This is a genomic window from Micromonospora sp. CV4, assembly GCF_003667455.1.
Classification (GTDB): domain Bacteria; phylum Actinomycetota; class Actinomycetes; order Mycobacteriales; family Micromonosporaceae; genus Micromonospora.
Genome location: NZ_RCVI01000166.1, coordinates 1 through 20,323 on the forward strand (window position 1 = coordinate 1; position 20,323 = coordinate 20,323).

General features: G+C 74.0%; 17 protein-coding genes. 9 read left to right on the forward strand and 8 right to left on the reverse strand.

What is annotated here, in order from left to right:
- Window positions 1–72 precede the first annotated feature (72 nt).
- The 5 genes from EAD98_RS03755 (at window position 73) to EAD98_RS03775 (ending at window position 9,415) form a co-directional block, all read left to right on the forward strand.
- Window positions 73–3,564: an ATP-dependent DNA helicase gene (locus EAD98_RS03755; protein WP_121652692.1), complete on the forward strand. Its 3,492-nt coding sequence runs from the start codon at window positions 73–75 to the stop codon at window positions 3,562–3,564.
- 96 nt (window positions 3,565–3,660) lie between these two features.
- The gene (locus tag EAD98_RS03760; RefSeq protein WP_121652675.1) at window positions 3,661–7,038 is read left to right on the forward strand and encodes an ATP-dependent helicase; all 3,378 of its coding nucleotides are present in this window, start codon (window positions 3,661–3,663) and stop codon (window positions 7,036–7,038) included.
- A 226-nt stretch (window positions 7,039–7,264) separates the two neighbouring features.
- Window positions 7,265–7,468 (forward strand): cold-shock protein, encoded by a 204-nt coding sequence (locus EAD98_RS03765; RefSeq protein ID WP_007464836.1) that lies wholly within the window; start codon window positions 7,265–7,267, stop codon window positions 7,466–7,468.
- A gap of 223 nt (window positions 7,469–7,691) precedes the next feature.
- Window positions 7,692–9,005, forward strand: a complete 1,314-nt coding sequence (locus EAD98_RS03770) for a DEAD/DEAH box helicase (protein WP_121652676.1) — start codon at window positions 7,692–7,694, stop codon at window positions 9,003–9,005.
- Window positions 9,006–9,214: 209 nt separating this feature from the next.
- Window positions 9,215–9,415 (forward strand): hypothetical protein, encoded by a 201-nt coding sequence (locus tag EAD98_RS03775; protein ID WP_121652693.1) that lies wholly within the window; start codon window positions 9,215–9,217, stop codon window positions 9,413–9,415.
- Window positions 9,416–9,525: 110 nt separating this feature from the next.
- On the opposite strand, the gene EAD98_RS03780 is transcribed toward EAD98_RS03775, so the two are convergent.
- The 4 genes from EAD98_RS03780 to EAD98_RS03795 are packed head-to-tail and all read right to left on the reverse strand — an operon-like array spanning window position 9,526 to window position 12,664.
- Window positions 9,526–9,948, reverse strand: coding sequence for an Rrf2 family transcriptional regulator (locus tag EAD98_RS03780; RefSeq protein WP_121652677.1), 423 nt, complete (start codon window positions 9,946–9,948; stop codon window positions 9,526–9,528).
- A gap of 1 nt (window position 9,949) precedes the next feature.
- Window positions 9,950–10,834 (reverse strand): ABC transporter permease, encoded by an 885-nt coding sequence (locus EAD98_RS03785; RefSeq protein WP_121652678.1) that lies wholly within the window; start codon window positions 10,832–10,834, stop codon window positions 9,950–9,952.
- The gene (locus tag EAD98_RS03790; protein WP_121652679.1) at window positions 10,824–11,603 is read right to left on the reverse strand and encodes an ABC transporter ATP-binding protein; all 780 of its coding nucleotides are present in this window, start codon (window positions 11,601–11,603) and stop codon (window positions 10,824–10,826) included. The genes EAD98_RS03785 and EAD98_RS03790 overlap by 11 nt, the downstream gene beginning before the upstream one ends.
- Window positions 11,600–12,664 (reverse strand): ABC transporter substrate-binding protein, encoded by a 1,065-nt coding sequence (locus EAD98_RS03795; protein WP_121652680.1) that lies wholly within the window; start codon window positions 12,662–12,664, stop codon window positions 11,600–11,602. The genes EAD98_RS03790 and EAD98_RS03795 overlap by 4 nt, the downstream gene beginning before the upstream one ends.
- Before the next feature lie 241 nt (window positions 12,665–12,905).
- Here EAD98_RS03795 and EAD98_RS03800 point away from each other — a divergent pair, with 241 nt between their 5' ends.
- Genes EAD98_RS03800 through nudC form a run of 3 tightly spaced genes read left to right on the forward strand, consistent with a single transcriptional unit; the run spans window position 12,906 to window position 16,550 of the window.
- Window positions 12,906–14,216 carry a pitrilysin family protein gene (locus EAD98_RS03800; RefSeq protein ID WP_121652681.1) on the forward strand — a complete coding sequence of 437 codons (1,311 nt, stop codon included), beginning with the start codon at window positions 12,906–12,908 and terminating at the stop codon, window positions 14,214–14,216.
- Window positions 14,213–15,556, forward strand: coding sequence for a pitrilysin family protein (locus EAD98_RS03805; protein ID WP_121652682.1), 1,344 nt, complete (start codon window positions 14,213–14,215; stop codon window positions 15,554–15,556). The genes EAD98_RS03800 and EAD98_RS03805 overlap by 4 nt, the downstream gene beginning before the upstream one ends.
- A 34-nt stretch (window positions 15,557–15,590) precedes the next feature.
- A complete protein-coding gene (gene nudC / locus EAD98_RS03810; protein ID WP_121652683.1) occupies window positions 15,591–16,550 on the forward strand; it encodes an NAD(+) diphosphatase in 960 nt (319 codons plus the stop codon).
- 125 nt (window positions 16,551–16,675) lie between these two features.
- Here the strand turns inward: nudC and EAD98_RS03815 are convergent, their stop codons facing one another.
- The 3 genes from EAD98_RS03815 to EAD98_RS03825 form a co-directional block, all read right to left on the reverse strand.
- Window positions 16,676–16,951, reverse strand: a complete 276-nt coding sequence (locus tag EAD98_RS03815) for a hypothetical protein (RefSeq protein ID WP_121652684.1) — start codon at window positions 16,949–16,951, stop codon at window positions 16,676–16,678.
- Between the two features lie 213 nt (window positions 16,952–17,164).
- Window positions 17,165–17,404, reverse strand: coding sequence for a DUF397 domain-containing protein (locus EAD98_RS03820; RefSeq protein ID WP_089019109.1), 240 nt, complete (start codon window positions 17,402–17,404; stop codon window positions 17,165–17,167).
- Between the two features lie 75 nt (window positions 17,405–17,479).
- Window positions 17,480–18,460, reverse strand: a complete 981-nt coding sequence (locus tag EAD98_RS03825) for a helix-turn-helix transcriptional regulator (RefSeq protein ID WP_121652685.1) — start codon at window positions 18,458–18,460, stop codon at window positions 17,480–17,482.
- Window positions 18,461–18,678: 218 nt separating this feature from the next.
- On the opposite strand from EAD98_RS03825, the gene EAD98_RS03830 reads away from it, so the two are divergent.
- Window positions 18,679–19,974, forward strand: a complete 1,296-nt coding sequence (locus EAD98_RS03830) for an MFS transporter (RefSeq protein ID WP_121652686.1) — start codon at window positions 18,679–18,681, stop codon at window positions 19,972–19,974.
- Between the two features lie 68 nt (window positions 19,975–20,042).
- On the opposite strand, the gene EAD98_RS03835 is transcribed toward EAD98_RS03830, so the two are convergent.
- The gene (locus EAD98_RS03835; RefSeq protein ID WP_121652694.1) at window positions 20,043–20,285 is read right to left on the reverse strand and encodes a mycoredoxin; all 243 of its coding nucleotides are present in this window, start codon (window positions 20,283–20,285) and stop codon (window positions 20,043–20,045) included.
- Between the last annotated feature and the right edge of the window lie 38 nt (window positions 20,286–20,323).

Below are 20,323 nucleotides of genomic sequence, written 5' to 3' on the forward strand. Positions count from 1 at the left end.
GCGCGGGGGGACGGGGGCGCGGCTTCCGGCGGCGTCGAGTCCGCCGCCGCCGGCGTGTCTGACGGCGGCGCCATGCCCGTCGGCGGGGTTGCGCTGTCCGCCCCGATCGGAGCGGTCGGCCCCGAGGGGCGCGAGCCGGCGGCCGGGTCCGGGGCCGACGGGGTCGGCTGGCGGGCCGATGCGGTGCAGGCCGAGGTGGTCGGGCACACCGACGGGCCGATGCTGGTGCTCGGCGGGCCGGGCACCGGCAAGACCAGCACCCTGGTCGAGGCGGTCGCCGCCCGGGTGACCGAGGGGGTGGATCCCGAACGGATCCTGGTGCTGACCTTCGGCCGCCGAGGCGCCACCGCACTACGCCAGCGCATCGAGGCCCGGGTCGCGCAGGACGGCCACCGGGTGCTGCGCGAGCCCCTGGTGCGCACCTTCCCGGCGTACGCCTTCGGCCTGCTCCGCCGGGCCGCCGCCGAACGTGGCGAGCCGTCGCCCCGGCTGCTCACCGGCCCCGAGCAGGATCTGATCATCCGCGAGCTGCTGGATGTGGTGGGCGAGGAGCCCGAGGACGATCCGGTCGGCTGGCCGACGGATCTACGACCGGCCCTGCGGACCCGAGCCTTCGCCGGGCAGCTGCGCGACCTGCTCATGCGTGCGGCCGAGCGCGGCATCGGCCCGGCCGACCTGGCCCGGCTCGGCGAGAAGCTCGGCCGCGCCGACTGGCCGGCCGCCGCGCGTTTCCTGCGGGAGTACGTCGCGGTGCTCGCGCTGCGCGACGTCAGCAACCGGGGCTCGATCGCGTACGACCCGGCCGAGCTGGTCCGGGCGGCCACCGGGTTGCTGCGCGACGACGAGGAGCTGCTCGCCGCCGAGCGCCGCCGTCTCGCCCACGTGTACGTCGACGAGCTGGCCGACACCGACCCCGCCCAGCTCGACCTGCTCTCGGTGATCGCCGGCGGTGGCAAGCCGCTGGTCGCCTTCGCCGACCCGGACTCCTCCACGTACGCCTTCCGCGGCGCCGACCCGGCCGGGGTGACCACCTTCGCGCACCGGTTCCGGACGGCCTCGGGGGCGCCGGCCGCGCAGGTGCTGCTGACCACGTCCTACCGGGCGGGGCCGGGCCTGCTCGCCGCGATCGGCCGGCTGGGCCGCCGGCTGCGGGGTCCGGCGGCGCACCGCCGGCTGCACCCGTTGCCGGATGCCCCGGCCGGCGTCGTCGAGGTGCACACGTTCCGCTCGGCGACCAGCGAGGCGGCCTGGCTGGCGCACGCGCTGCGCTCCGCGCACCTGCTCGACGGAGTGCCCTGGTCGCGGATGGCGGTGCTGGTGCGGTCGACCGCGTTGCAGCTCCCCACCCTGCAACGGGCGCTGCACGCCGCCGGCGTACCGACCGTGGTGCACGGCGAGGACCTGCCGCTGCACCTGCAACCGGCGGTGGCCCCGCTGCTGCTTCTGCTGCGCTGCGCGCTGGAGCCGGAGAGTCTGGACGAGGAGGCGGCGGTCGCGCTGCTGCACTCGCCGTTGGGCGGGGCGGACCCGCTGGCCGAGCGGCGGCTGCGGCAGGGCCTGCGCGCTCTGGCGCTGGCCGGCGGGGACCGGCGCCCGTCCGGGGAGTTGATCGTCGAGGCGTTGCGTGACCCGGCCGAGTTGGACGGCATCGAGCGGCGGTGGGCGGAGCCGGCGCAGGCGGTTGCCGGGCTGCTGGCCACCGCCCGGGCCGCCGCCGCCCGGCCCGGCGCGACCGCCGAGGATGTGCTCTGGGCCGTCTGGCACGCCAGTGGGCTGGCCGAACGCTGGGCCGGCGCGATCGGCCACGGTCAGCCGGCGGCCGGCGAGGGGGACCTGGCCCGGCGGCGGCGGGCCGAGGCGGCCGACCGGGATCTGGACGCCGTGCTGGTGCTCTTCGACGCGGCGGCCCGGTTCACCGACCGGCTTCCCGGCGCCCGCGCCGAGGTCTTCCTCGACCATGTGCTCGGTCAGGACCTGCCGGCGGACACCATCGCCCCGACCGCCGACCGGGGTGCGGCCGTGCGGCTGCTCACCGCGCACGCCGCGAAGGGCCTGGAGTGGGAGCTGGTCGCGGTGGCCGGTGTGCAGGAGGGCATCTGGCCGGACCTGCGCCTGCGCGGCAGCCTGCTCGGCTCGGAGCGACTGGTCGACGTGCTGGCCGGCCGGTCCGTCGGCGGCGCCACCGCGGCGAATGTGGTGGGTCAGACCTCGGCGTTGCTGGACGAGGAACGCCGGCTCTTCCACGTCGCCGTCAGCCGGGCCCGACACCGGCTGCTGGTCACCGCCGTGGCATCGGCCGCGGTGGGCGGCGACGACCACGAGGAGCAGCCGAGCCGGTTCCTGCACGAGCTGGGTCCGACCGCGCCCCCCACCGCGCCGGGTGGCGCCGGGCCGGTCGACCCGCCCGCACCGCCCGGTCCGCGTACCGGCCCGCCGCCCAGTGGTCCCGCCGGCGGCGGCAGCTCGAACGGCGCACCCACCGAGGGCGGGACCGACACCGTGGGGGAGGACGGCGACGGCGAGCCGGACCGGCCCGGCGCGCTGCCGGTCACCCGTCCACCTCGGGCGCTCACCCTGCCGGCGCTGGTCGCCGAGTTGCGTACCGCGATCACCGACCCGGCCGCGCCGACGCTCCGGCGGTGCGCCGCGGCGGCCCAGCTCGCCCGGCTCGCCGCCGCCGGTGTGCCCGGCGCGCATCCGGACGACTGGTGGGGGCTGCGCGCGCTCTCCGACGACCGGCCGCTCGTCGACGACGGCGAGCCGGTGCGGGTCACCCCGTCGGCGATGGAGAGCGCGTTGCGGTGCAGCCTGCGTTGGCTGCTGGAACGGCACGGCGGCAGCGGCCCGACCAGCACCGCACAGGGGGTGGGCAACCTGGTGCACGCCGCCGCGATGCTCGCCGAGGACGCCAGCGCCGACCGGGGCGCCCTGCTCGACTACGTGGCCGCCCGGTTCGACGCGATCGAGTTGGCCGCCCGGTGGATGGCCGGCCCGGAGCGGGAGCGCGCCGAGGCGATGGTCGACAAGTTGCTGCGCTGGCTTGCGACCAATCCGCGCCGGCTGCTCGCCATCGAGCACGAGTTCGCGGTCCGCCTGGACGATCCGCACCGGCCGGTCGACCTGACCGGCCGGGTCGACCGGCTGGAGGTCGACGAGGACGGGCGGCTGGTGGTGATCGACCTGAAGACCGGCAAGTCCACCGCGGTCACCGGCACCGACCTGGCCGAGCACCCGCAGCTCGGCGCCTACCAAGCGGCGGTGGAGGCGGGGGCGTTCGCCGAGTTCGGCGAGGAGTCCGGGGGCGCCGCCCTGGTGCAGCTCGGCACCTCCGCCAAGGACGCCAGGGAGCAGAACCAGCCGGCGGTCGGCGAGGGCCCCGCGGCCGGCTGGGCGACCGCGCTGGTCCGACGGACCGCCGATACGATGGCCGCTGCCACGTTCGCCGCGGTGGCCAACTCGAAGTGCCGGGTCTGCCCGGTGCGTACCAGCTGCCCGGTTTCCGGGCAGGGGCGCCAGGTCGTCGAGCCGCCGACCACCCGGAGCATCCGTGAGGGCGAGGAGTGAGCGTGCGAGCCCCGCAGTCGCGAACCAGGACCGCGCCGTGAGCGCGAGGAGTGAGCCGGTGTTGCGAGCCCCGCAGTCGCGAACCAAGACCGCGCCGTGACCCAGCCCGCCCTGTTCGGCGCCGGTCCGGCGCCGGCGCCCCGACTCGCCGACGCCGGCCCCCGGTACACCCCGGTGGAGCTGGCCAAGCTGCTGCGGCTGCCGGCGCCCACCCGGGAGCAGGCCGCGATCATCGCCGCCCCGGTGGAGCCGCTGCTGGTGGTCGCGGGGGCCGGGTCCGGCAAGACCGAGACGATGGCGGCGCGGGTGGTCTGGCTGGTGGCCAACTCGTACGTGCGGCCGGAGCAGATCCTCGGGCTGACGTTCACCCGCAAGGCGGCCGGCGAGCTGGCCCACCGCGTACGAACCCGGCTCGACCAGCTGATCCGCCGCCTCGGCCGGCAGGGCCGGGACCCGCTGGACGATCCGCTGGCCGGGGAGCCCACCGTCTCCACGTACCACTCGTACGCCGGGCGGATCGTCACCGAGCACGGGCTGCGGGCCGGTTACGAGCCGTCCACCCGGCTGCTCACCGAGGCGTCCCGTTGGCAGTTGGTCGACCTGCTGGTGCGCAACTACGACGGTGACATGTCCGAGGTGGACCGGATGCCGAGCACCATCACCGACGCGGTGCTGGCCCTCGCCGGGGAGCTGGACGAGCACCTGGTCGCCCCGGACGAGTTGGCCGCCTGGACGGGGCGGTTCTTCGCCGAGGTGCAGTCCCGGCCGGGTCGGGTGTACGCCGACGTGCGCAAGGCACTCGCCCTGCAACAGACCCGGCTGCGTCTGCTGCCGCTGGTGCGGGCGTACGCCCGGCGCAAGCTGGACTTCGAGGCGATGGACTTCGCCGACCAGCTCGCCCGGGCGGCCCGGGTGGCACGGGACCACCCGGGGGTCGGTGAGATCGAGCGGGACCGCTACCGGGTGGTGCTGCTCGACGAGTACCAGGACACCAGCCACGCCCAGGTGGTGCTGCTCAACGCGCTGTTCGGCGGCGGGCACCCGGTGACCGCGGTGGGTGACCCGTGCCAGTCGATCTACGGCTGGCGGGGGGCCAGCGCCGGCACCCTGGACCGGTTCCCCACCGAGTTCGCCCGGACCGACGGCCGGCCGGCCGAGGCGCTCGGGCTCACCACCAGCTGGCGCAACCGTCCGGAGATCCTGCGGGTGGCGAACGCCCTGTCCACCCCGCTGCGCGCGGCCGGCGCCCGGGTGCCGGAGCTGCGCTCCGCGCTGACCGTCCGGGACCCGATCCCGCACCGCAGCCCCGGCGGGGCGGCCGGCGGCACGGTGCACTGTGCGCTGCTGCCGACGTACGCCGACGAGGCGGCCTGGATCGCGGACAGCGTGCTCGCCGCCTGGCGCGGCGCGGCGCGGATGCCCGGCGCGGTGCCCGAGCACATCCCGGTGGCGCAGCGGCCGACCACGGCCGTGCTGGTCCGGGTCCGCAGCCAGATCCCGGCGATCGAGTCGGCGCTGCGCGAGCGCGGCCTTCCGGTGGAGGTGGTCGGGCTGGGCGGCCTGCTGGACACCCCCGAGGTACGCGACGTGGTCTGCACGCTGCGGGTGCTGGCCGACCCGACCGACGGGGCGGCGCTGCTGCGGCTGCTCACCGGCGCCCGCTGGCGGATCGGGCCGCGCGATCTGGTGGCGCTGCACCGGCGGGCCCGCTCCATCGCCAACGCCCGGCGACAGGTGGCCGCCGACGACACACCGGAGATCACCCCCGACCTGCTGGACGAGGCGACCCTGGTGGAGGCGCTGGCCGACCTCGGCCCGGCGCAGGCGTACTCGGCGGAGGGCTTCGCGCGGCTGCGCGCGTACGGCCGGGAGCTGGCGCTGCTGCGCTACCGGCTGGACCAGTCTCTGCCGGACCTGATCGCGGACATCGAGCGGACCATCGGCCTGGACGTTGAGGTCGCCGTACGGGCCGGTCGGGACGGCGCCGGCGACGCCGGCCTGGCCCGGGGCCACCTGGACGCCCTCGGCGACGTGGCGGCCCGGTTCAGCGGGGAGACGCCGGGAGCGACGCTCTCCGGCTTCCTGTCCTACCTGGCCGCCGCCGAGGACGAGGAGCGCGGTCTCGCCCCGGGCGAGGTCGAGGTGGTGGAGGGCGCGGTGCAGGTGGTCACCGCGCACGCCGCCAAGGGTCTGGAGTGGGACGTGGTGGCGGTGGCCGGGCTGGGCCGAGGGCTGTGGCCCGGGCCGGTGCGCAACTCCGACCACTGGCTGGGCGGGCTGGGCGTCCTGCCGTTCCCGCTGCGCGGCGACGCCGACGGGTTGCCCGAGTTGGCGCTGGACGAGGCGGCGGACCAGCGGGCCGTGGCCCGGGCGGTGAGCGACTTCACCGACGCCTGGCGGGCCCACGACGAGCGCGAGGAACGGCGGCTGACGTACGTGGCGGTCACCCGGCCGCGCCGGCTGCTGCTCTGCTCCGGTTACTGGTGGGGGGAGGGGACCAAGCGTCCGCGCGGTCCGTCGGTCTTCCTGCGTGAGGTGTACGACGCCTGCCTGGACGGCGGCCCGGGGCACCTGGTCGACGCGTGGGCGCCGGAGCCGACTCCGGACGCGACGAACCCGACGGCCGAGGTGGTGCTCCGCGCGGAGTGGCCGGCCGACCCGCTGGGCGGCCGCCGGCCGGCGCTGGCCGAGGCGGCCGGGCTCGTCCGCCGCCTGATGACCGACGGCCCGGCGGACGTGGTGGACGCCGGTGCGCCGGTCGAACCGGAGTCCGATCCGGAGGTGGCGCGCTGGCAGCGTGAGGCGGACCTGCTGCTGGCCGAGCGGGCCGAGCTGACCCGGCTCTCCGGCGCGGTCGAGGTGGCCCTGCCCGGGCAGCTGAGCGTCACCCAGTTGGTCGCGTTGCGCCGTGATCCGGCGGCGCTGGCCCGCGCTCTGCGCCGCCCGGTGCCCACCGAACCCAACCCGTACGCCCGCCGGGGCACCGCCTTCCACGCCTGGCTGGAACAGCGGTTCGGCGCCGACCGGCTCCTCGACGTGGACGAACTGCCCGGCGCGGCCGATGCGGACGCCGCACCGGACGAGGCGCTCGTCGAGCTTCAGGAGCGCTTCCTGGCCAGCGAGTGGGCCGACCGGGTGCCGGTGGAGGTGGAGGTGCCGTTCGCCACGGTGATCGCCGGGGTGGTGGTGCGGGGGCGGATGGACGCGGTCTTCGCGCGGCCGGGCGGCCGGTTCGACGTGGTGGACTGGAAGACCGGTGCGCAGCCGACCGGCCCGGCGGCGGAGGTGGCCGCGGTGCAGTTGGCGGTCTACCGGCTGGCCTGGGCGGAGCTGGCCGGCGTGCCGGTCGACCGGGTGGGGGCGGCGTTCCACTACGTCCGGCACGGGGTCACGGTCCGTCCCGCCGACCTGCTGGACGTGACCGGCCTCACGGCCCTGATCGCCAAGCTGCCGGAAGATTCCGTCCAACATTGACCACGGCGCGAAAATCCGTGGTAGGTTGAACGGGTTGCAGTTTTGGTTACCAGAGACTCTGTGTGCGCCTGGCGGGATTGTGGCCCCAGGCGCTCTTTGTTGTGTCCGGAGTTCTCCGGGCGGGGCGACCAGAAGCGACAGGCGATTCGCGCATTCCCGCGCGGAGCGCTCCTCTTCGGGCTCGCAACAAGTGCGAGTCCGACGTTCCGTCAAGGAGACGAAACACATGGCTATTGGCACCGTGAAGTGGTTCAACGCTGACAAGGGCTTCGGCTTCATCACCCCGGACGGCGGCGGCGCTGACGTCTTCGCCCACTTCTCGGCGATCCAGTCCTCCGGCTACCGGAGCCTGGACGAGAACCAGCGGGTCGAGTTCGAGGTGACCCAGGGCCAGAAGGGCCCGCAGGCGGAGAACATCCGCCCGCTCTGATCTTCGGATCGGCCAGCATTACCTGTCGCGCCCTCCGGGCGTGGCGGTGACGGGACCGGCCCGCCCCGTCGTCGACCTGCGTACGCAGGCGGCGACCCGGCGGCGGGCCGGCCCGTACCCCCTTCGGTTCGTGCTTGTGAGTCCTGGCGGCCTTTTTCCGCTGGTGACAGCGCCGTCCTCGGCGCCCTCCCTCGACACGTGCCGCGTCGAGGAAGGCTCCTGCGTGACCACAGTTATTCCTTCGTTCGCCCATACCGGTCTGGCGCCGGCGCTGCTCACCGCGCTGACCGCGCAGGGCATCACCGAGCCGTTCCCGATCCAGTCGGCCACGCTGCCCGACTCGCTCGCCGGCCGGGATGTGCTCGGACGGGGTCGCACCGGCTCCGGCAAGACCCTCGCCTTCGGGCTTCCGCTGCTCTCCCGCACCGCCGGCCGCAAGGCCCGGCCGGGTCGCCCGCTGGCTCTGGTGCTGGTGCCGACCCGGGAGCTTGCCCAGCAGGTGACCACCGCGCTGTCCCCGTACGCCCGCGCCGTCGGGCTGCGCTGCGCCACCGTCGTCGGCGGGCTGTCGTTGCAGCGCCAGGCGGACGCGCTACGCGCCGGCGCCGAGGTGGTCGTCGCCACCCCCGGCCGGCTGCACGACCTGATCAACCGCGGTGACGCCCGACTGGACCAGGTCGAGATCACCGTGCTGGACGAGGCCGACCAGATGGCCGACATGGGCTTCCTGCCGCAGGTCACCAAACTGCTGGAGCAGGTCGCGCCGCAGGGGCAGCGGATGCTCTTCTCGGCGACCCTGGACGGCGGCGTGGACCGGCTGGTCCGCCGCTTCCTGAGCAACCCGGTGACCCACTCGGTCGACCCGGGCACCGCCACGGTCACCGCGATGACCCACCACGTGCTGCACGTCGACGCGGTGGACAAGCCCGACGCGTTGACCCGGATCGCCGCCCGCGAGGGCCGCACGATCCTGTTCATGGGTACGAAGCACCGCGCCGACCGGCTCGCCCGCCAGTTGCTCTCCAAGGGGGTACGCGCGGCCGCGCTGCACGGCGGCAAGTCCCAGCCGCAGCGCACCCGGATCCTGGAGCAGTTCCGCAACGGCCAGGTGACCGCCCTGGTCGCCACGGACGTGGCGGCCCGGGGCATCCACGTCGACGGCCTGGACATGGTGGTCAACGTGGACCCGCCGACCGAGGCGAAGGACTACCTGCACCGGGGCGGCCGCACCGCCCGGGCCGGGGAGTCCGGCTCCGTGGTCACCCTGGTCCTGCCCGAGCAGCGCCGCGACGTGTCCCGGCTGATGGCCACCGCCGGCATCCGGCCCGAGTCGGTCCAGGTCCGCCCGGGTGACGAGGCGCTGGCCCGGGTGACCGGTGCCCGCGAGCCCTCCGGCGTGCCAGTGATCATCGCCGCTCCGCCGGCGCCCGCTGGTCGGGGACGTACCGCTGGTGGCTCGGTCGCCGACGGCGCCGCCCGCCCGGCGCACCGCGCGTCGGGCCGGTCCCGCCGCCCGCGCCGCCCCCGCATCGCCTGATTTTTCGCGCAGGCACCGACCCGCCCAGCTCCGGCTGGGCGGGTCGGTCTGTCTGCGGGGGTGGGCGAGGACCCCGTGTGTCGCGTCGTCCTCTGAGTCGGTAATCAGCCTCGGCTGGGTCGGCTGGCTGACTGTGTTCCGCGGAACCGTGGTCGAAGCTGACCACCGGGGGGATGCCGGGCGGGGGGCCCGGCATGGAAGGGGTGACCATGGCGGGCGAAGCCGGCTCGGGGGCGCTGCGCGAACTGATCCTGGTGGTCGCGGTCGCGCTCGCCGGGCTGCTGCTCGCCATGGTTGCGGCCTTCGCGCCCTGGCACGCCACCCCGGCGGGCAATGCTCCCGCCGGCCTGGTGGAGCTGCACAGCCCCGGCGACCCGGGCTCCGGCCCGACGGTCGCGCACGTGGGCTGAGCAGCGGCCGGACCGACCGGTGCCGGCGGAGGGGCAGGCCCGGTCCGGATCGGCACGAGGCGTGGTCGGGTCGGCGGGGCACCGGCCCGACCACGCCGCACCACCCTCGATCACCTGCGGGTCAGCAGGTCGGCCAGGGTCGTGCGGTCCACCACCGTGGCGATCGCCCCGTGCACCGCCAGCCAGACGTCGGTCAACCCGGCGGCCACCCCGTGGTAGCCGGCCCGCTCGGCCGGCAGCCCGCGTACCGTGGTCAGCGAGCCGCCGACCGCGCGCAGCACGTCCCCCACCGTGATCTCGTCGGGCGCTCGGGTCAGCGCGTACCCGCCCTCGGTGCCGCGATGGCTGAGCAGCAGGCCCGCGCGGCGCAGGTCCAGCAGGATGCCCTGGAGGAAGCTGAGCGGGATCTCCTGCACCTCGGCCAGGCTGGCCGCTTTCACCAGGTCGCCACCGCCACCGCCACCGTCGGGTTCGGCGGCGGCGACGGCGAGCATGGCCCGGAGGGCGTAGTCGCTGCGCGCGGAGACGTACACGTCACTGACCAGCCTGGTCCAGCACACCCCAGCGGCGCCGGATCGCCTTGTCGGCCGCACCGAACGCGGCATCCACGACCAGGCCCAGCACCAGGATGACGATCATGGTGGAGAGCAGCCAGGGTGCGTCGGACAGCTCCCGGGAGTAGGTGAGCTGGGCGCCGAGGGAGGTCTGCGAGATGCCGACCACGATCAGCTCGCCAGCCATCAGGCTGCGCCAGGAGAACGCCCAGCCCTGCTTGAGCCCGGCGACGATCGCCGGCAGGGCGGCCGGTGCGATCACGTACCGGTAGAGGTTGAGGCCCCGGGCCCCCAGGTTGCGGCCGGCGCGCAGCAGCAGCGGCGGCACGTAGTCCACACCGGAGATCACGCCGTTGGCGATGGACGGCGCCGCGCCGAGCACCACCACGAAGAAGATCGCCTTCTCGCTGAGTTCGAACAGCAGGATGGCCAGCGGGAACCAGGCGATCGACGGCATGGTCTGCAGCGCGGTGATCATCGAGCCGATGGCGGCCCGGAGCACCGTGGACCGGGCCACCGCCAGGCCCAGGAGGAGGCCGACCGCGACCGAGAAGACGTACCCGACGGCGGCCCGGCGCAGCGTGGTGAGCAGGCCCTCCCAGAGCTGGGGGCCCTGGGCCTGGGTCAGCAGCTCGCGGCCGACGACCAGCGGCGCCGGCAGCGAGTACGGCGGCTTCCAGCCCGACCAGACCACCAACTGCCAGGCCGCGATGACGATGGCCAGCGCGGCCAGCTTGGGCCAGGTGGCCGCCCAGATCCGGGTGCCCCGGGAGATCTCCTTCTCCCGGCCGGCGATCTCCAGCGCGTCGAGGCCGGAGATCTGCGCGTCGGTGCGCGCCGCGCCGGTGAGGGTGTCACTGGCCATGGCGGCCCACCTCCGTACGGAGCCGCTCGGTGACCTCGGCGGCGATGGCGGCGACCTCGGGGGAGTCGATCCGCCGTGGTCGCGGGATGTCCACCGTGGTGGAGTAGATGATCCGGCCGGGTCGGCTGGAGAGCAGGATGATCCGGTCGGCCAGCCGGGCTGCCTCGCGGACGTTGTGCGTCACGAAGAGCACCGACAGCCCGCGCTCGGACCAGATCCGTTCCAACTCGTCGTGCAGGATGTCCCGGGTCATCGCGTCCAGCGCGCCGAAGGGCTCGTCCATCAGCAGCACCGGGGTGTCCAGGGCCAGCGTGCGGGCCAGCGCGACCCGCTGCCGCATCCCACCGGAGAGCTCGTGCGGGCGCTTGCGACCGAAGTCGGCCAGGTGCACGGTGCGCAGCAGCTCCGCGACCCGCGCGCGCCGCTCGGCGCGGGGCAGCCCGCGCAGCTTCAACGGGACATCCACGTTCCCGTCGACGGTCAGCCAGGGGAAGAGGGCCGGCTCCTGGAACATCAGCCCGGGGTTGGCGTCGCCGGCCAGGGCGATCTGCCCACCGCTGGGCCGGTCCAGCCCGGCGACCAGGTTGAGCAGGGTGCTCTTGCCGCAGCCGGAGGCGCCGACCAGGCAGACGAACTCACCCGGCGCCACGTCCAGGGACACGCCGTCCAGGGCGAGGACGGCGTTCGCTCCGCGTCCGTACACCTTGGTCACGTCGGAGAGCGCGACCGCGGTGGTCGCGCTCCCCGACGTCGTCGTGGTCGACGTCATGGCTGGACGACCTCGGGCTTGCCCTGCGCCTTGAGCGCGTTGTTGAGGTACGTCAGGTCGTACAGGCCCTTGAGGTCCACCGGGTCGGTCAGCTGCACCTCGACGGCGTGGTCGAGCCCGGCCTTGAGGGAGCTGGGAATCGGGTCGTTGGTGAACTCCAAGGTCGGCCACGCCTGCTTGATCAGCTTCAGGTCGAGCGGCTTGCCGGTGATCTTGCCGATCGCCTCGGAGATGGCCTGCTGGGCCTCGTCCGGCTTGCTGTTGACGAACTCGTTCGCGGCCACCTGGCCGTCGACCAGTTTCTGCACCACGTCCGGGTGTGCCTTGAGGAACTTCGTGCTGACCAGCAGGTTGGTGATGACGAACTTCTTGTCCGGCCACAGGTCCCGCTCGTCGACCAGCACCTTGCCGCCGGCGTTGACCAGCCGGGAGACGAACGGCTCGGGCACCCAGGCGGCGTCGATCGCGCCGCTGTTGAAGGTCTCCACCGTCTGGGCGTTCTCCTGCGGCACGATCTTGACGTCGCCGCCACCCTCCTTGGTGGTGGTCAGCCCCTGCTGCTTGAGCCAGTAGCGGACCGCCACGTCCTGGGTGTTGCCCAGCTGCGGGGTGGCGACCTTCTTGCCCTTCAGGTCCTGCGGGCCGTTGATGCCGGGCTTGACGACGAGCGCCACGCCACCGGAGGCGGCGCCGGAGACGACCCGGACCGCTTCACCCCTGGACTTGGAGAACGCGTTCACGGTCGGGTTCGGGCCGATGTAGGTGGCGTCCAGCGCACCGGAGAAGACGGCCTCGATGGCGGCCGGGCCGGCGTTGAACGTCTTCGGGTCCAGCTTCACGTCGGCGCCGAGCTTCTCGGCGAAGATGCCCTTCTCCACGCCGACGACCGCCGGCGCGTGGGTGATGTTGGGGAAGTAGCCGAGCCGCAGCGTCACCGGGCCGGAGCCGCCGCCCGCGCCCTCGCTGTCGTCGCCGCACGCGGCGGTGCTGCCCAGGGTCGCCGCGCCGAGGGCGGCGAGGGTGGCCAGGGTGGCCATCCGGCGCAGGGGGAGCCGTCTCATCGTCCATCCAATCCGCAGTATTCCTACTTACTTGGTAGGAAGACTGGGGCAGGTCGCACGCAGCGTCAAGACTCATCCACATGCCGAGACGGCGCGTCCCAGATATGTCGGTATCTCCCACCAGTTTGATAGGGCACGCCAAGCCCGGCCCGGAAGCTGCCGACCCCGGTTGCCGACCCGGTGGCAGCGGCTCCGCGGAGGTCGCCGGTGGTGGAGGTGCCGACGCGCTAGGGTCGATTCCGTGCCGACGCGGAGATCCAGAATTCCAGCGACGAAGTACCCGGTCGAGCGGTTCACCCTCGACAACGGCCTGCGGGTGGTGCTCACCCCCGACCGCAGTGCCCCGGTGATCGGGGTGGCGGTCGTCTACGACGTCGGCATCCGGTCCGAGCCGGAGGGGCGCACCGGCTTCGCCCACCTCTTCGAGCACCTCATGTTCCAGGGCTCGGAAAACCTGGAGAAGCTGGCCCACTTCCGGCACGTGCAGGGCGCCGGTGGCACCTTCAACGGCTCCACCCACCTGGACTACACCGACTACTTCGAGACGCTGCCGAGCAACGCCCTGGAACGCGCGCTGTTCCTGGAGGCGGACCGGATGCGCGGCCCCCGGCTGACCGAGGAGAACCTGCGTAACCAGGTCGACGTGGTCAAGGAGGAGATCCGGGTCAACGTGCTCAACCGGCCGTACGGTGGCTTCCCCTGGCTGACCCTGCCGCCGGTCATGTTCGACACCTTCCCGAACGCCCACGACGGCTACGGGTCCTTCGACGACCTGGAGTCGGCGACCGTCGCCGACGCCGCCGACTTCTTCCGCCGCTACTACGCCAGCGGCAACGCGGTGCTGGCCGTCAGCGGCGACATCGACGTGGCCGAGGCGACCGAGCTGGTCACCCGCCACTTCGGCGACGTGCCGGCCCGCCCGGCGCCGCGGCGGCCCGACTTCACCGAGCCCGACCTGACCACCGAGCGGCGCACCTCGTACACGGACGCGCTGGCGCCGCTGCCGGCCGTGGCCGGCGCCTGGCGGGTGCCCGACCCGGTCACCGACTTCGCCGGCTACCTGCCGTACGTGGTGCTGGCCGAGGTGCTCACCGACGGCGACGCGTCACGGCTGGTCGAGCGGCTGGTCCAGCGCGACCGGACGGTGACCAGCCTCGGCGGCTACCTCGGCTTCATGGGCGACCCGTTCGACGTACGCGACCCGACGGCGCTGCTGCTCCAGGCGCACCTGCCGCCCGGTGGCGACGTGGACAAGGTGCTGCGGACCATGGACGAGGAACTGGACCGGCTGGCCACCGACGGGCTGACCGAGGGGGAGCTGGCCCGGACCCAGGCCCGGATGGCGACCCACCTGCTGCGGGACACCGACGCGGTGCTCGGTCGGGCGCTGCGGATGGCCGTGCTGGAACAGCAACGCGGCGAACCGGGCCTGCTCAACGATCTGCCCCGGCTGGTCGGCGAGGTCACCGAGGAGCAGGTGCGCGCCGCCGCAGCCACCCTGCGCCCGGAGCGCCGCGCCGCCGTCGAGGTCATCGCCGGAGGTGCCCGATGACCACCACCGTCCCCACCGGGCCGCGCACGCTGCCCCCGCTCGGTCCGACCCGCAAGCTCAAGGTGCCCAAGCAGGCCGAACGCACGCTGCGCAACGGCCTCACCGTGATCGCCGTACGCCGGCCCGCGGTGCCCCTGGTCGAGCTGCGGCTCTGGGTCCCGTTCGGGCGGGCCCACCTGGCCCGTGGCGCGATGCTCTCGCAGACCATGCTCTCCGGCACCGAATCGATGACCAGCGTGCAGATCGCCGCCGAGTTGCAGAAGGTGGGCGGCGGCCTCTCGGCGGGCGTCGACCCGGACCGGCTGATGCTCTCCGGGGCCGGCCTGGTCACCGGCCTGGACCGGATGCTGGAGCTGCTGGCCGAGGTGCTGACCGGGGCCAGCTACCCCAGCGGCGAGGTGGCCACCGAGCGGGACCGGCTGGTCGACCGGATCCAGGTGGCACAGAGTCAACCGGCGCACCTGGCCCGGGAGGCGCTGCTGAAGCGGATCTACGGTCGGCACCCGTACGCCACGCAGACCCCGGAGCCCGGCCAGATCCGCGCTGTCCGGCCGGCCGCGCTGCGCAGCCTGCACGCCGAGCGGGTGCACCCGGCCGGCGCGCAGCTGGTGCTGGTCGGCGACGTGCAGCCGGAGAAGGCCCTCGACGCGGCCGAGCGGGCGCTCGGCGGCTGGGCCGGCGCCGGACGTACCGCCGAGCTACCGGTCACCCCGCCGTTGGAGCCGGGGCCGCTGCTGCTCGTCGACCGGCCCGGCTCGGTCCAGTCCTCGTTGCGGATCGCGCTGCCGGCCGTGCCGCGCACCGATCCCGACCACGCTCCGCTGCAACTGGCCAACCTGATCTTCGGCGGCTACTTCTCCTCCCGCTGGGTGGAGAACATCCGCGAGGACAAGGGCTACACGTACGGCCCGCACTCGGTGATCGAGCACTCGGTGGCCGGGTCGGTGCTGGTCGCCGCCGCCGAGGTGGCCACCGAGGTGACCGGTCCGGCGTTGCTGGAGACGACGTACGAGCTGGGCCGGCTGGCGTCGCTCCCGCCGAAGCCCGAGGAACTGGAGCAGGCCCGCCAGTACGCCCTCGGCACCCTTCAGCTCGGCATGTCCACCCAGGCCGGGCTCGCCGCGTTGACCAGCGCGTACGCCGGCAACGGCCTGCGTCTGGACTTCCTCGCCGAGTACGCGGCCCGGCTGGCGAAGGCGACCATCGACGACGTCGCGCGGGTGGGGGCCCACTACCTCGCGCCGGCCCGGGCTGCGGTCGTGGTGCTCGGCGACGCCGAGCGGGTCACCCCGGGGTTGGCCGCGCTGACCGCGGTTCGGACCGAGCCGGTGCAGCAGTGAACCGGACGCCCGTGCCGGCTGCGGAGGGTGCGGCGTGAGTGGGGAGGCGGCGCCACCGCTGGCCCGGTCCACGCTGGACCGGGCCGCGCACCGGCGGGGCGACGCGCAGTGGCTGACCGAGGCGTGGCTGCGCGCCCGGGTGCTGCTGCTCGACTCGACCGACGAGGGGCGAACGCTGGCCCGTACCGACGCGTCCCCTCCGGCGCTGGTGCTGTTCCGGGCGGCGGACGTGCCGGCCGGGTCGGAGTCGATCGCGATGTTCCTCGGTGTCGAGCCGGACGGGGTGCCGGTCTTCGCGGTCGACACGCCGCTGCCGGTGCTGCCGGGCACCCGGGCGGTCAACCTGCGGGAGGTGGGCCACCTGCTGGGCGACCGGGAGGCCGGCATCTTCACCACCGCGCTGGCGCTGGTCAACTGGCACACCCGGCACGGCTACTCGGCGGCCACCGGAGCACCGACCGAGATGGACGAGGCCGGTTGGTCCCGGGTGGACCGCAACGGCGGGCGGATCTGGCCGCGTACCGACCCGGCGATGATCGTGCTGGTGCACGACGGTGTCGACGGCCCGGACGGGCGCTGCCTGCTCGGCAACAACGCCGGCTGGCCGGGCACCCCGGGCGGCCGGCGCTACTCCTGCCTGGCGGGCTACGTGGAGCCGGGGGAGTCGGCCGAGGCCGCCGTGCTGCGCGAGGTCCGCGAGGAGGTGGGCATCGGCGTCGAGCGGGTCGGGTACGTGGGCAGCCAGGCGTGGCCGTTCCCCGGCTCGCTGATGCTGGGCTTCCTGGCGACCGCCGACCCGACCGACCCGGTGGAGGTCGACCCGTCGGAGATCGCGTACGCCCGCTGGTTCACCCGGCGGGAGATCGGTGCGGCGTTGGCCGGGAGGACCGTGGACGTGGGTGACGGGGCCCAGTTGATCCTGCCGCCGCCGTCGTCGATCGCGCTGTTCCTCATCCACCGCTGGCTGGACGGCTGGGTGGACGCCGACCGGTGAACACGGTCCCGGCCCGTGGCCGCCGTTGCCGCGGCGGTCACGGGCCGGGAACACGGGCCGTCGTGGTCGGCTGGGGCGAAAACGCGGCGGGGGAGCCGGTCCGACCACGACGGACGTCTCGTGGGTCAGGTGACGGTGCGGCCGGGTCTGTGCCGGAACGCGGGTCGGGCTTCGCCCAGTGGCAGGACCTTGACCCGTTGCTTGCCGGCGCGGACCGCGCCGACCGTGGCGAGTGCCCGGGCCAGCAGCAGCGCGGCGTCCCGGTCCTCGGCATGCACGATCTGCCGGCGTGGCTCGGGGGCGGTCGTCTCGTCGCGGAGTCGATGGCCGTCCGCCCAGGCGGCGGCGATGTCCCCGTCGGCGACGGCGCGGATGTCGGTGCGAACGATCAGGAACCGCATGAGGGTCTCCGGATGAACCGCGACGGATGAGCCGGTGTGGAAGTTCCACGTACTCGACGGCCATGTTACTCCGCGTGTTCGTCCCAGCAACTCAAACGCGCCTATCGGTTTCCAGCCTCGTCCGATCGGCGGATGGCTGCTCAACGGGGTCGGCGGGGGGTGACGCGACGGGGCCGCCGGCAGTGTGCCGACGGCCCCGTCCCGGTCACCGGATCAGTTCAGATCGAACTGGCCCTTCTTCGCTCCGGCGATGAAGCCGAGCCAACCCGCCCGGTTGAACAGCAGCACCGGGCCGCCCCGGTCCTTGCTGTCGCGCAGCGCGACCGCCGACGGGCCGGTGCCCAGCGGGGCGACCTCCACGCAGTTGGAGGTCTGGCTGCGCGTGCTGGTACGCCACGGGGCGTCCGACAGCCGGTGGGCGGGGACGGACGGCGTGTTGCGGATGTCGTTCATGGGTCTGCTCCTGATGTGAACCGCTCCGATGGGACAAGTGGTGCCGGCACGCCCCGACGGAGGGTCCCCCGTGGATCACCGTTCCGTCAGCCGCCCCGAGGCCCTGCGGCGTTGGGTCGGCGCCGTTGCCGGCCCGAACGCCACTGTGGAAGGGGGCGCCGCCTCGGTCAGCCGTCCCGTCGCCTCGATCAGCCAGGAGAGGGTGTCCGAGGCGGTAAGTGCCGCCGTGCATAGCCACTCGAACACCACTTTATAGCGATTTAGCGCAATTGCCTCGGTCGACATGACGTCGGTGAACCCCCCTTCGATGGCCAGCGTCTCCGGATCGAGCGGATCGGCGAACCGGTAGAGGGAGAACGCGGTCGGCGGAAGGAACCAGTTGCCGATCTGGGTGTCCCGGAGCAGCACGTGCAGGGTCACGTTGGGGAGCAGGGCCAGTTCGCAGAGCTGGCGAAGTTGCTCGTGCAGCACCTCGGGCGGCCCGGCGCGGCGGCCGAGAGCCGCCTCCTCCAGCACGGCGGTGTAGCGGGGCGCGTCGGGCTCCCGGGTGAGCAGCGTCTGGCGGGCCAGTCGCGCCTGCACCTCGGTCTCGGGCTCCTCGCCGGGCTCCGGCTCACCGGCGCCCTCGGCCACCTGACGGGCCGAGACGATCCGGACCTGCGCGTACCCGGGCGTCTGCAACAACCCCGGCACCAGCACCGGGTTGTACTCGGAGATCGACGCGCAGCCCGCCTCCAACTCGGCCCAACTGCGCTGCTGCTGCGTCATCACCGGGAAGTTCTTCAACCAGCCCCGCATGTCACCGGCCTCGCCGGTGATCCCGAGCAGCTCCTCGTGCAGTGCCGCATCGGCGCCGTAGAGGTCGAGCAGAACCCCGACGTCCTGCGGGTCGGGTCGGCTGCGGCCGTTCTCCAGCCGGGACAGTTTCGACGCGGAGGCCCAGCCGATCCGCTCGATGACCTGGTCCCCGGTGAGGCCCGCGGCCTCGCGCAGGCGGCGCAGCTCTGTGCCCAACCGGCGACGACGCAGGATCGGGCTGGGTGCGGCAGGAGGCACGGTGTCCTCTTTCCCGTCGACCGCCGCAGACGCGACGGTAACTGTATGAAATTCGCCCCCCACGGTCAGTATGGACGGCGCGACCGGCGTCGGAGGTTCCGGCGGGGGCGTGTCTTGCGAAAAATGGACCTCGGGTACGCCGGACGACGGCGCTCCCCGAGGTCGCGGCCCCGTCGACCACGCCCACCCCGGGCGCGCCATCCCCGCCGGAGGGACCCATGCGCACCGTCCTGCGCCGACCCGACTTCCGCCTGCTCTTCGGGGGCCTGCTGGCCAGCATGACCGCCGAGTCGATCCTGCTGCTCGCGCTCGCGATCTGGGTCAAGGACCTGACCGGCTCCGACGGGCTCGCCGGTGCCACGATCTTCGCCGTCATCGCCCCGATGACGCTCGCGCCGCTGGTCGGCTGGTTCGTCGACCGCTACCCGCGCCGGCCGTTCTTCGTGGCCGCGAACCTGGTCACCGCGGTGCTGCTCACCCCGTTGTTCACGGTCCGCGACGCGGGCGACGTCTGGCTCGTCTACCTGGTCGCCGCCCTGTACGGCCTGTCCTACATCACGCTCAGCGCGGCGCTCAGCGGGCTGATCCGCCAGGTGGTGCCGGTCGAGCTGCTGGCCGAGGCGAACGGCGTGCTGCAGACCGTACGCCAGGGGCTGCGGCTGATCGGTCCGCTGGCCGGCGCGGCGCTCTACGCGGCGATCGGCGGGTGGGCGCTGGCCGGGATCGGCATGGTCGGGTTTCTGACCGCGGCCGCCGTGGTGACCGCGCTGCCCACCCCGCAGCCGGCGCCGCCGACCGTACGGCTGCGCTGGCCCGCCGAGCTGGGTGCCGGGCTGCGACACCTGGCCGACGAGCCGGCCCTGCGCCGGGCCCTGCTCGGCTACGGGCTCGGGTCGCTGGTGATGGGCTTCAGCGAGTCGCTCATCTTCGCGTACGTCGACCAGGGGCTGGACCGCGACGCCGCGTTCGTGGGCGTGCTGGTCACCGTGCAGGGCGTGGGTGGGCTGCTCGGCGGGCTCTGCTCGCCCGCGCTGGTCCGCCGGCTCGGCGAGGTCGGCACGCTGGCCGCCGGGGTCGCCTTCTTCGGGCCGGCCGCGCTGGCGCTCGTGTACCCCGATCTGCGGCTCGGGTTCGCGGCGGTGCTGCTGGCCGGCGTCTCTCTTCCGCTGACCATGGTGGGGCTGCACACGCTGATCCAGCGGCGTACCCCGCCCGGGCTGGTCGGCCGGGTCGCCGCCGCCACCGAGGCGGTGGTCAGCGGGCCGCAGGCGTTCTCCATCGGCGCGGGCGCCCTGCTGGTCGGGTTCGTGGACTACCGGGCGTTGTTCGCGCTGGTCGGGGTGGCCACCCTGGTCGCCGGCGGCTACCTCTGGCGGGGCCGGCACCTCAGCGCGCCGCCCGGCGCCCGCTCGCCCACACCACCGCCCGGCCCGACCCTGCCGGCGCCGCGGCGCCCGGCCGACGACGCCGATCAGCAGGTGGCGAGCGGGAGCCAGCGCTCACCGCGACGGTGACGGATACCGGACACGACGAGCGGCCGCCCCGGGTGGGGGCGGCCGCTCGTCGAACAGGAACCGGTCGGTCAGGCGGTGAGGGTGCCCAGGTGCTGCTTGACCTGGGTGATCGAGGGATTGGTCAGGGCGCTGCCGTCGGCGAAGCGCAGCGTCGGCACCGTCTGGTTGCCGCCGTTGACGCTCATCACGAACTCAGCGGCCTTCGGGTCCTGCTCGATGTCGACCACCTCGTACCCGATGCCCTCCCGGTCTAGCTGCGACTTCAGCCGGTGGCAGTAGCCGCACCAGGGGGTGGAATACATCGTCAGCATGGTCGGGCCCTCCAACTCATCCGCCGCCGGCTTGCGGA

What these genes read in the sequence shown, in the direction of transcription:
- EAD98_RS03785 (WP_121652678.1), bottom strand. Translation starts at nt 10,834, where the DNA reads ATGGCCAGTGACACCCTCACCGGCGCGGCGCGCACCGACGCGCAGATC.
- EAD98_RS03775 (WP_121652693.1), top strand. Translation starts at nt 9,215, where the DNA reads ATGGCGGGCGAAGCCGGCTCGGGGGCGCTGCGCGAACTGATCCTGGTG.
- EAD98_RS03830 (WP_121652686.1), top strand. Translation starts at nt 18,679, where the DNA reads ATGCGCACCGTCCTGCGCCGACCCGACTTCCGCCTGCTCTTCGGGGGC.
- EAD98_RS03805 (WP_121652682.1), top strand. Translation starts at nt 14,213, where the DNA reads ATGACCACCACCGTCCCCACCGGGCCGCGCACGCTGCCCCCGCTCGGT.
- EAD98_RS03795 (WP_121652680.1), bottom strand. Translation starts at nt 12,664, where the DNA reads ATGAGACGGCTCCCCCTGCGCCGGATGGCCACCCTGGCCACCCTCGCC.
- EAD98_RS03765 (WP_007464836.1), top strand. Translation starts at nt 7,265, where the DNA reads ATGGCTATTGGCACCGTGAAGTGGTTCAACGCTGACAAGGGCTTCGGC.
- EAD98_RS03820 (WP_089019109.1), bottom strand. Translation starts at nt 17,404, where the DNA reads ATGAACGACATCCGCAACACGCCGTCCGTCCCCGCCCACCGGCTGTCG.
- EAD98_RS03755 (WP_121652692.1), top strand. Translation starts at nt 73, where the DNA reads ATGCCCGTCGGCGGGGTTGCGCTGTCCGCCCCGATCGGAGCGGTCGGC.
- EAD98_RS03815 (WP_121652684.1), bottom strand. Translation starts at nt 16,951, where the DNA reads ATGCGGTTCCTGATCGTTCGCACCGACATCCGCGCCGTCGCCGACGGG.
- EAD98_RS03790 (WP_121652679.1), bottom strand. Translation starts at nt 11,603, where the DNA reads ATGACGTCGACCACGACGACGTCGGGGAGCGCGACCACCGCGGTCGCG.
- EAD98_RS03835 (WP_121652694.1), bottom strand. Translation starts at nt 20,285, where the DNA reads ATGCTGACGATGTATTCCACCCCCTGGTGCGGCTACTGCCACCGGCTG.